Genomic DNA, 10166 nt, shown 5'->3' with positions numbered 1-10166 from the left:
GTGGGGGACGGCTCCGCGCGGCGGGAGACCGCCGCCGCCCGGCGGGAGGGTCAGCGGCGGTGACAGCGGCAGCGGCGGCGGCAGCGGCGGCGGGAGGGTCAGCGGCGGCGGGATCGCCAGACGAGGTAGGCGGCCGAGGCCAGGGCCGCGGCCCGGGCCAGCCAGGGCCACATGCCCTGGAAGACGCCGCCCAGCCCCTCGTCCGTCAGCGGCGCGCCCCAGCGCCCCTCCAGCCTGCCCCACAGCCAGACCACGGCCCCGGCGAACACCGCCCCCGGCACCCCGAAGACGACCGCCTTCCGCTCGGTCGGCCCCAGCACCCGGGACGCGTACGCCAGCACCCAGCCGCCGATCAGCAGCAGCCACGAGCCGGCGACGGCTCCGGCCGCCAGGACGCCGGCGGCCAGGAGGAGGACGAGGTGCGGCCTCGGGCGCGGTGTCGCAGCGTTCGCGGTGGCTTCGGCCGGGGCGTCGGCCGGGGCGTCCTCGTCGGGCTTCTTCGCGGAGCGCCGGCGGTCCCGGAGGAAGCGGACGAGGGTCTGCTGCTTCGGGGCCGCCCCGGGCGCGTCCCCCGGGGCTTTCGGTGTCGCCGCGTCGTCGAGGTCCTCCGGGCGGGCGAGGAGTTCCGGGATCTCGATGCCGCCCGTGAAGCCCTCCACCTGCGGCCCGCCGCCCCGCGTCCCGCCACCGCCGTACGGGCTCGCGGGGATCCGCCACCAGTCGGGTTCGTCCGCGTCCGCCGCTCCCCTCGCGGGCCGGTCGCGGCGCGGGCCGCGCTGGACCGGAACCGCCCCCGCCTGCGGCTTCGCGGTTTCCGCCGGGGGCGCGCCGGCGCCGTCCAGGACGTCCTCCGGGGTGCCGATCCGCTCCAGGATGCCGCGGACCGCGTCCGGGGTCTCCGGCTCGTACTTGGCGCGCCGCCGGTCGATCTCGTCCCGCAGCCCCGCCACCAGCCGCATCCGGTCACCGGAGGGCATCTGCCGCTGCTGCGCCAAGTCCCCGACGCGGCTCAGATATGCGTAGACGAGGTGGTCGCTCTCGATCCCCATGCCCGGCTCCTCCCGTACCGCCCCGTACCGCCCTCCCGAAAGGTAGCGCGTGCGCCCGTGGAGACGCCGAGGGCGCAGCGGATAACGTTGGCCGGATGGGGACCGGCCGACGACCAGGAGGCGACCGTGCCTGAGCCGAGCAGCGCCACAGCAAGCAGCAGTGCCCCGCGCTCCCTCGCCGAGGCGCTGCGCGCCAGGGACGACGCGGCGCTCGCCGCCCTGCTGCAAGCCCGCCCGGATCTGCTGAGCCCGGTGCCGGGGGACGTGACGCAGCTGGCGACCCGGGCCGGGACGCGGGCTTCGGTGCTCCGCGCCCTGGACCGGCTCGACCGGTTCGCGCTGCAGACCGCGGAGGCCCTCGCGGTGGCCCCGGACCCCTGCCCGTACGGGGTGCTGGAGTCCCTGCTGGCCGGCACCCGCCCCCCGGGGGACACCGGCACCGACACCGACACCGAAGCCCCCGCCGCCACCGCTCCCGCGGACAACGGCACCCGCGCCGAGCTCCCCCGCGCCCTGGCCGCCCTGCGCGACCAGGCACTCGTATGGGGCGACGACGACCGGCTGCGCCTGGTGCGCACCGCCCGCGAGCTCCTGGCCCCGTCGGCCGCGCGCCCGTCGCCGACCGGCCTGGGCCCGACCGTCGCCGAGGCCACGGCCGGGATGTCCCCGACCCGGATCCAGGAGATCGTCGCGGCGGCGGGGCTCCCCGCGACCCACGATCCCGTGTCGGCGGTGGCCGCGCTGACCGGCCTGTTCACCGATCCGGAGCGGATGGCGGCCCTGCTGGAGACGGCTCCGCCGGAGGCCCGGCAGGTGCTGGACCGGCTGGTGTGGGGGCCGCCGTACGGGGAGGTCACCCCGGATCCGACGCCGCCCGTGCGCTGGCTGCGGGACCGCGGCCTGCTCCTGCCGGCGTCGCCGCGGACGGTGGTGCTGCCGCGCGAGGTGGCCCTGTACCTGCGGGGCGGTCTGGCGCACCGCGCCCCGGAGCCGCTCGCTCCGCCGGTGGTGGCGCAGCGCGAGCACCGTCCACAGCTTGTGGACGCCAATGCGGCCGGGCAGGCCCTGGCGGCCCTCGCCACCGTCGAGGAGCTGGTGAAGTCCTGGGAGCACACGGGCCCGCCGGTGCTGCGCGCGGGCGGCCTGTCCGTACGCGACCTCAAGCGGACCGCAGCCACCCTGGACGCCGACGAGCCGACCGCCGCGTTCTGGGTCGAACTCGCCTACGCGGCCGGGCTGCTGGCCGGCGACGGCGAGGCCGACGAGCGGTACGCGCCCACCCCCGCCTTCGACGACTGGCTGGAACTGCCGCCCGCCGAACGCTGGTCGGCCCTCGCCACCGCCTGGCTGCCCGCCACCCGCACCGCCGGCGCGGTCGGCGAGCAGGACCCGAAGGGCCGCACCCTCGCCGCCCTCGGCCCGGGCCTCGACCGGTCCGGCGCGCCCGAGGTGCGCCGCCGGGTCCTGGAACTCCTCGCCGCCCTCCCCGAAGGCGGCGCCCCCGACCCGGAGGTCCTCCTCGACCGGCTCTCCTGGGAGCGGCCGGCCCGCGGCACCAGCGAGCTGCGGGCCCGCCTCGCCCGGTTCACGCTCACCGAGGCCGAGGTGCTGGGCGTCACCGGCCGCGGCGCGCTCTCCGCGCCCGGCCGCGCCCTGCTGGAACACCGCGACCCGGCGCCGCTGCTGGCCCCGCTGCTGCCCGAACCGGTCGACCACGTACTGCTGCAGGCCGACCTGACGGCGGTGGCGCCCGGACCGCTGCGCCGACCGCTCGGCGACGTGCTGGCCGTGCTGGCGGAGGTGGAGTCCAAGGGCGGGGCGACCGTCTACCGGTTCACGCCCGGCTCGGTCCGGCGGGCCCTGGACGCCGGGCGGACCGCGGCCGACCTGCACGCCTTCCTCGCCGAGCACAGCATCACCCCGGTCCCGCAACCGCTGACGTACCTGATCGACGACGTGGCCCGCCGCCACGGCCACCTGCGGGTGGGGGCCGCGTCCTCGTACGTGCGCTGCGACGACGACGGCATGCTGAACGAGATCCTGGCCGACAAGCGGTCCGCCGGAATGGGCCTGCGCCGCCTCGCCCCGACCGTGCTGGCCGCACAGGCCGACCCGACCGCCCTGCTCGACGGGCTGCGGGCGATGGGCTACGCCCCGGCCGCCGAGTCCCACACCGGCGACGTGCTCGTGGCCCGGGCCGACGCCCGCCGCACCCCGGCGCGCGCGAGGCCCGTACCGGTGCCGGAGGGGCCGCCGGTGCCCGACGAGACCCTTCTGGGGGCGGCCGTACGGGCGATCCGCGCGGGCGACCACGCGGCGACGGCGGTCCGCAAGGAGCCGGCGGGCGCGGCCGCGGGCAGGTCCGGGGCGGCGCCGGCGCCGGGTGAACTCCCGCGCACCAGCGCCGCGGAGACCCTGGCCACGGTGCAGGCGGCCGCGCTGACGGGATCGTCGGTGTGGATCGGCTACGTGAACGCGGAGGGGGCGGCGAGCCAGCGGGTCATCGCCCCGGTGCGGGTCGAGGGCGGCTTCGTCACCGGCTACGACCACACGGCCGACGAGGTGCGGACGTACGCCCTGCACCGGATCACCGGGGTCGCGGAGCTGGAGGAGGAACACCTCTGAGCCGCCGTGACGGAGTCGACTGCGGCTCGCCGGCACCCTGAAGGGGCGCGGGGAACCGCGCGACCCGCCACACCGGGCCGCAGACGATCACGACCCGGCGCGACGCTTCCCGCGGAGCGCCCGGCGGTCGCGGGCGGCGAAAACCACTGGCCGACGCGGGGGTCCACGGCCCAGGCTGACCCGTATGTCCGATCGCACGCCCCCGCGGGCCGCGCAGGTGCAGACGGCGCCCTACCGGCAGGTCCGCGCCGCCCACACCGACACCACCATCACCGTCTACCAGGCGTACGCGCCCCACCTCGGCCTCCCGGCGGCCCGCGACGGCCGGTTCCCGCCCGCCTGGAAGCGGGAGCGGATGACCTGGATCAAGCCGTCGTTCCTGTGGATGATGTACCGCTGCGGCTGGGCCGCGAAAACCGACCAGGAGACCGTCCTCGCCGTCGAGATCACCCGCGAGGGCTTCGACGAGGCCCTGCGCCGCGCCTGCCTGTCGCACTACGAGCCGGGCACGCACGCCGACCGCGAGGCCTGGCAGCGGTCGCTGCGCGACTCCCCGGCCCGCGTCCAGTGGGACCCCGAGCGGGACCTGCACCTGAACCCGCTGCCGTACCGCTCCCTCCAGCTGGGCCTGTCCGGGCCGGCCTCGCGGGCGTACGCCGACGAGTGGACGGTCTCCATCCGCGATGTCACACCGCTGGCGCGGGAGATCCACGCCCTGGTGCGGGCCGGCGACGGGGCCGCGGCGCGCGCCCTGCTGCCTGCGGAGACCCCCTATCCGGCGGGCTCGCTGGCGCACCTCGGGGCGTGACCGGACGGCCGTCGGGCCGGGCAGGAAGCGGAGCCTTTCATACCTGTTAGCGCAGGTCGGGGGCGATGGGAATGGCTCCCGGGGTTCTGTTGCAGAGCAGTGACACATGAGGGATGCATCGCCCGTACGGCTTGTGTGAAGATCAGTACTTCGTAGTAGCAGTAGCGGCCCGCACACGAGACCGCGTACACCCGCACCACCCGCACCGCCTCACCGGCCGGCCCGGCACTCTGCCGCGGCCGTTGCGCGCACTTCGCCGTCGCCTTCCCGCCGGCGCCCGTTCCACACGGAGCGCCTGCCCGTTTGGTTCCTTGGGGGGAATCCGCACATGCCCGCTCGCACCGCCGCCCGCCGCCCCGTCCGCGCCGCTGCCGCCACCGCCGTGGTCGCCGCCGTCGCCGGCACCGCCCTCATGCCGCTGTCGGCGTACGCCGCCCCGAACGACGGCACTGGCGTCCTGAAGGTCACGATCGCTGACCTGGACCCGAGCGGCCCGCTGAAGCGGGGCGGCGCGGCCGAGACCTTCGATCTGACGGTGACCAACACCTCTGACAAGGCCGCCGTCTTCCACCCGCAGCTCATCGGCACCCCCTCCGGCCCCAGCCCGCTCCAGAAGGACGACGTGACCTTCAAGGTCGTGGCGGCCGACGGCCAGCCGGCGACCTCCTTCATCGAGCAGAAGGACGGCGGCTGGCAGGGCAAGTTCCACGCGGCCGGCAAGCCGGCCGGCGACGGCTACGAGGTGCCGGCGAACAGCGCGCTGACCTGGAAGGTCACCATCGGCCTCAGCACGAACTACCCGTCCAACCTCGGCGACTTCAAGCTGGAGGTGCCGCCCTCCTCCGAGCTGACGAAGGACGGCACCGCCTCCCACACCTTGAAGACGGACTCGGTCTTCAAGGCGGGCAAGCTCAACACCTGGTTCGACGGCTTCGGCGCCTGCCAGGGCAGCACGGCGCCCGACTGCCTGGAGCTGAACGTGAAGTACCTCGCCGACGGCGACGGCGCGTTCAACACCGAGCTGGCCACCCGGCTGGAGCTGGAGGCCGCCGGCTTCGGCACGCCCGACTTCCAGGTGCGGGCGCAGGTCGACGGCAAGTGGCAGGACGTCAAGAGCGACAGCGTCGCCTTCAACCTGCCGGAAATCTCAAAGGGCTTCGGCGCAGCCTCCGGCGAACGCACCACCCGCCTCCAGGTCAAGCTCGTCCCCAAGACGAAGCTGACGAAGGCCGCCCAGATCGATCTGAAGGCAAAGGTCGCTTTCGCCAAGGGCAACCCCAAGGTCATCGCCGCCGCCACGGGGAAGATCGAGCTGGCCCCGGCCACCTCGTCCTCGCCCTCGCCGACCACGTCCGCCTCCCCGTCACCGTCCGCATCGGCTTCGGCTTCCGCGTCCGCGTCCGCCTCGCCGTCGGCGTCCGCCTCGACGACTGCGGCCGCCGGGGGCACCACCGGCACCACCAGCACGGGCTCGGGCTCCCTCGCGAACACCGGCGCCGACTCCAACACCGGCCTGTACTCCGCCCTCGCCGCGGCCCTGGTCACCACGGGCGGCGCCGCGGTCTGGCTCGGCGCCCGCCGCCGCAAGGCCGTCTCCCAGGCCTGATCCGCACCGCAACGACACCCCGAAGGGGCCCGGCACGCCACGGCGTGCCGGGCCCCTTCGGCCGTTGCAGCCGTATCGCGGCCCGCCCGTGCTCAGCGGGCCGCGTACTCGACCCGCCCCGGCTCGAACGGCCAGACCTCCGCGAGCCAGCGGGACACCGTCTCGTACAGCGGCCCGTCCAGCGCCGCCCGGTCCGCCCGCACCCAGGAGCTGACGTGCACCGGCCGCGGGCTGCCGCCCTCCTTCGCCGGGTAGATGTACACGCAGCCGATCACCTCGTCGCCGTCCAGGACGCTGTACGTGAACCCGGTCCGGGCCGCGAAGTCCCGCGCGTGCCGGGCCAGGTCGCGCCGGTTGTCCTCGGCGGACATCCCCGCCGGCGGCGGCCACCCCCGCCCCTCGAACCCGGGCGTGGCCCGCACGTGCGCGATGCTGCCGCCCCAGGCGGCCAGGTCCCGCTCGTTGTGCTGCTCCCCGAGCGGCTCCAGCCGGAACCCCTCCCCGGCCAGCTCCAGGGGCACGTCGAAGTCATCCGGTACGAAAGCCTCTTGATCGCTCATGTCCCGACCTTAGGCACCGGCCCGCCGATACCCGCCACCGAATTCCCCGGGATCCCACGGGCGCCCCGGCGGCCCCGCGGCCCGTGGAACACCCCCGCCGCGCGGCGATACGGCAGACTGGAGGTTTGGCCGTCCGCGACCGGCGGCCACCCGACGCCGGAAAGGGACGCGTGTGAACGGGCCTCTCATCGTCCAGAGCGACAAAACTCTCCTCCTGGAGGTCGACCACGAGCTCGCCGGGGCGGCGCGCCGTGCCATCGCGCCCTTCGCCGAGCTGGAACGGGCGCCCGAGCACATCCACACCTACCGGATCACCCCGCTCGGCCTGTGGAACGCCCGGGCCGCGGGGCACGACGCCGAGCAGGTCGTCGACGCGCTCGTCGAGTACTCCCGCTACCCCGTCCCGCACGCCCTGCTCGTCGACGTCGCCGAGACCATGGCGCGCTACGGCCGCCTCACCCTCTCCAAGCACCCCGTGCACGGCCTGGTGCTGACGTCCACCGACCGGCCGGTGCTGGAGGAGGTCCTGAAGTCCAAGCGGATCACCCCGCTCGTCGGCGCCCGCATCGACGCCGACACCGTCGTCGTGCACCCCTCCGAGCGCGGCCAGATCAAGCAGACCCTCCTCAAGCTGGGCTGGCCCGCCGAGGACCTCGCCGGGTACGTCGACGGCGAGGCGCACCCCATCGAGCTGGAGGAGGACGGCTGGGCCCTGCGCCCCTACCAGCAGCAGGCCGTGGAGGGCTTCTGGCACGGCGGTTCGGGCGTGGTCGTGCTGCCCTGCGGCGCCGGCAAGACGCTCGTCGGCGCGGGGGCCATGGCCAAGGCCAGGGCGACCACGCTGATCCTGGTCACCAACACGGTCTCGGCCCGCCAGTGGAAGCACGAGCTGGTCCGACGGACCTCGCTCACCGAGGACGAGATCGGCGAGTACTCCGGCACCCGCAAGGAGATCCGGCCCGTCACCATCGCCACCTACCAGGTCCTCACCACCAAGCGGAAGGGCGTCTACCCGCACCTGGAGCTCTTCGACTCCCGCGACTGGGGCCTGATCCTCTACGACGAGGTGCACCTGCTGCCGGCGCCGGTGTTCAAGTTCACCGCCGACCTGCAGGCCCGCCGCAGGCTCGGCCTGACCGCCACCCTGGTCCGCGAGGACGGCCGGGAGTCCGACGTGTTCTCGCTGATCGGGCCGAAGCGCTTCGACGCGCCGTGGAAGGAGATCGAGGCGCAGGGCTACATCGCCCCGGCGGACTGCGTCGAGGTCCGGGTGAACCTCACCGAGTCGGAGCGGCTCGCGTACGCGACCGCCGAGACGGAGGAGAAGTACCGCTTCTGCGCGACGACGGCGACCAAGCGGAAGGTGACCGAGGCCCTGGTGCGCAAACACCGGGGCGAGCAGACCCTCGTCATCGGGCAGTACATCGACCAGCTCGACGAGCTCGGCGCGCACCTGGACGCGCCCGTCATCAAGGGCGAGACCTCCAATGCCCAGCGGGAGAAGCTCTTCGACGCCTTCCGTGAGGGCGAGATCAGCGTGCTGGTGGTGTCGAAGGTCGCGAACTTCTCCATCGACCTGCCCGAGGCGACCGTCGCCATCCAGGTGTCCGGCACCTTCGGCTCCCGCCAGGAGGAGGCCCAGCGCCTCGGCCGCGTGCTGCGCCCGAAGGCGGACGGCCACGAGGCCCGCTTCTACTCGGTCGTCGCGCGCGACACCATCGACCAGGACTTCGCCGCGCACCGCCAGCGGTTCCTGGCCGAGCAGGGCTACGCCTACCGGATCATGGACGCCGACGAGCTCCTCGCCGCCGACTGAACCGGCTGCGGCCGCCCGGGCGCCCGTACCGCCGGCGCCCGTACCGCCGGCGGCTGCACCTCCGGCGGGGCCGACGGGCGGCCGCCGCCGGGCGCAGTCCCGCCCGCCCGGCCAGGTTCGCCTGCCGGCACGGGTCCGGACGCCGGTACAGGTCCGCCCGCCGGTACGGGTCCGGACGCCGGTACGGGTCCGGACGCCGGGGCGGGTACGAGCGCGCGGGCCGCCCGGGTCAGGAAGGCGAGCAGGGGCACGGCCCAGACCCACAGGTGCGGCCAGTACAGCAGCAGGCCCGGGCCGGCCACGCTCAGCAGGTGGTCCCAGAACTCGGCGGATTCCCGCGGCAGCACCAGCAGCCCCAGCAGCCCGGTGCCGGTGAACGCGGCCAGCGCCGTCAGCCCCGTCCGGACCCGCCCGGTCAGCAGCAGGTACGGGATGAACACCGCCGGGGTCAAGGTGATCCCGGCGGCCGTGCCCAGGGCGAACCCCTTGCCGAGGGCAGCCTCGCGGCGGCCCAGGTCCCACAGGACCAGGCAGGCGAGCGCCAGGCTGACCTGTCCCGGCAGCAGCCCCTGGAACAGCGGCTCGACCCACAGCCCGGCGATGGTGGCGGCCAGGACCGGGCCCAGCCGGGCCCGCAGTCCCGCGAGGCGGCAGGACAGCAGGATCAGCAGGGCGAGCAGGCCGGCATTGCCGAGCACGAATACGGCCTTGAGGACACCGGGCGGCAGCCACGCGGCCGGCGTGAACAGGATCGCGGCGAAGGGCGGGTAGGCGGCGGGCGGACGCCACTCGCTTCCCGAGATCCCGGCGACGGCCTCGACGAGGGCATCCGCAACCGGAATGCGCAGCACGATGCAGAGCACGCCCAAGGCGAGCAGCGAGCCCGTGACCAGCGCGCCGGCCGGGGGCGACGGCGAGGAGACGGGATGGAGGGTGTGGAGGGGGTGGAGACGCCGGATCACGGCGCGACCCTAATGGATCAACGGCGGGCCCCAACGGTATCCGGCCAGCAGGGCGGCCTCGGCGGGCCGCCGGGCCGGAAGGCCGGGATACGCCGAAGCGGAACCGGCTCGGGAGACGGGCGCGGCGGATGGCGCTCCGGAGGCGGCGCCGGGCCGGCCGCCGCCGTCCGGTCAGCGGCGTATGACGCCAGTGTCCTCGCCGTACTCGCCGAGGACGAAGACGCTGACGGCCGCCGCGGCGAAGACCTTCACGGCGCGCAGGACGTTGCCGACGACATGGCGGTGGCGGCTGTCGGAAGTGGCGGTGGCGCCGCTCGGGCGGCCACCGTGGACCGGGCTGAAGGTTGCGGTGCTCATGTCTCCATGGTGCGTTCAGGACCTCGTCCCGCGCATCGCTCCCGGGGCGGAACCCCCGGGGCCCCCGTCTACGACTGACGTCCCATGCCGACCCACGGGGCCCACCCCGAGGTCTGACACCCCGGGGTACGACACCCGGACGGCGGACGGCCCGCCCGGAGCCCCGGGCCGGAACCTCGGGCCCGGGAAATCCGTTCGCGCCGCGCGGGGTCCCTGACTACAATCTCCGCTCTTGCCGCCTCCCGCCGCCGTATCGGGGAGAGCGCCCACCGGCCGGAACCGGCGGGCACGCGTGGCCCCGCGGCCGCGCAACCGATCACGCCACCGACCCCTGCAGACCAGCCGCTGGAGGCAGTCCCGTGCCCGCGCACGCCCCCGAGCCC

Annotated in this window: 8 protein-coding genes; 4 read left to right on the top strand and 4 right to left on the bottom strand. The window is 75.2% G+C overall.

Translation table 11 applies throughout. The features are described 5' to 3' along the window. Nucleotides 1-98: 98 nt before the first annotated feature. Nucleotides 99-1049: a hypothetical protein gene (locus tag HYE82_RS28705; RefSeq protein WP_179177087.1), complete on the bottom strand. Its 951-nt coding sequence runs from the start codon at nucleotides 1047-1049 to the stop codon at nucleotides 99-101. 126 nt (nucleotides 1050-1175) lie between these two features. Here HYE82_RS28705 and HYE82_RS28700 point away from each other — a divergent pair, with 126 nt between their 5' ends. From HYE82_RS28700 to HYE82_RS28690, 3 genes are all read left to right on the top strand, one after another. Further along, on the top strand, nucleotides 1176-3674 hold the full coding sequence (locus HYE82_RS28700) for a helicase C-terminal domain-containing protein (protein ID WP_179177086.1): 2499 nt from the start codon (nucleotides 1176-1178) through the stop codon (nucleotides 3672-3674). Between the two features lie 184 nt (nucleotides 3675-3858). Continuing rightward, nucleotides 3859-4482, top strand: coding sequence for a DUF4291 domain-containing protein (locus HYE82_RS28695; RefSeq protein WP_179177085.1), 624 nt, complete (start codon nucleotides 3859-3861; stop codon nucleotides 4480-4482). A 328-nt stretch (nucleotides 4483-4810) separates the two neighbouring features. Then, a complete protein-coding gene (locus tag HYE82_RS28690) occupies nucleotides 4811-6088 on the top strand; it encodes an LPXTG cell wall anchor domain-containing protein (protein ID WP_179177084.1) in 1278 nt (425 codons plus the stop codon). A 92-nt stretch (nucleotides 6089-6180) separates the two neighbouring features. On the opposite strand, the gene HYE82_RS28685 is transcribed toward HYE82_RS28690, so the two are convergent. Next, complete coding sequence (locus HYE82_RS28685; RefSeq protein ID WP_179177083.1) at nucleotides 6181-6648, bottom strand: N-acetyltransferase; 468 nt, start codon at nucleotides 6646-6648, stop codon at nucleotides 6181-6183. 172 nt (nucleotides 6649-6820) lie between these two features. On the opposite strand from HYE82_RS28685, the gene HYE82_RS28680 reads away from it, so the two are divergent. Continuing rightward, a complete protein-coding gene (locus HYE82_RS28680; RefSeq protein WP_179177082.1) occupies nucleotides 6821-8464 on the top strand; it encodes a DNA repair helicase XPB in 1644 nt (547 codons plus the stop codon). On the opposite strand, the gene HYE82_RS28675 is transcribed toward HYE82_RS28680, so the two are convergent. Both HYE82_RS28675 and HYE82_RS28670 read right to left on the bottom strand, forming a co-directional pair. Then, nucleotides 8422-9357: a glycosyltransferase family 87 protein gene (locus tag HYE82_RS28675; RefSeq protein ID WP_179177088.1), complete on the bottom strand. Its 936-nt coding sequence runs from the start codon at nucleotides 9355-9357 to the stop codon at nucleotides 8422-8424. The genes HYE82_RS28680 and HYE82_RS28675 overlap by 43 nt on opposite strands. Nucleotides 9358-9597: 240 nt before the next feature. Continuing rightward, nucleotides 9598-9783, bottom strand: a complete 186-nt coding sequence (locus HYE82_RS28670) for a hypothetical protein (protein WP_179177081.1) — start codon at nucleotides 9781-9783, stop codon at nucleotides 9598-9600. Nucleotides 9784-10166 lie beyond the last annotated feature (383 nt).

Origin of the sequence: Streptomyces sp. BR123 (assembly GCF_013401435.1) — a bacterium.
Taxonomy (GTDB): Bacteria; Actinomycetota; Actinomycetes; order Streptomycetales; family Streptomycetaceae; genus Streptomyces.
Note: the sequence above shows the minus strand (reverse complement) of the source record. Positions and strands in the feature narration are given on the sequence as shown.

Bases quoted from the DNA above. Each gene is read 5' to 3' on its own strand.
- HYE82_RS28690 (WP_179177084.1), top strand. From the start codon at position 4,811: ATGCCCGCTCGCACCGCCGCCCGCCGCCCCGTCCGCGCCGCTGCCGCC.
- HYE82_RS28695 (WP_179177085.1), top strand. From the start codon at position 3,859: ATGTCCGATCGCACGCCCCCGCGGGCCGCGCAGGTGCAGACGGCGCCC.
- HYE82_RS28670 (WP_179177081.1), bottom strand. From the start codon at position 9,783: ATGAGCACCGCAACCTTCAGCCCGGTCCACGGTGGCCGCCCGAGCGGC.
- HYE82_RS28705 (WP_179177087.1), bottom strand. From the start codon at position 1,049: ATGGGGATCGAGAGCGACCACCTCGTCTACGCATATCTGAGCCGCGTC.
- HYE82_RS28685 (WP_179177083.1), bottom strand. From the start codon at position 6,648: ATGAGCGATCAAGAGGCTTTCGTACCGGATGACTTCGACGTGCCCCTG.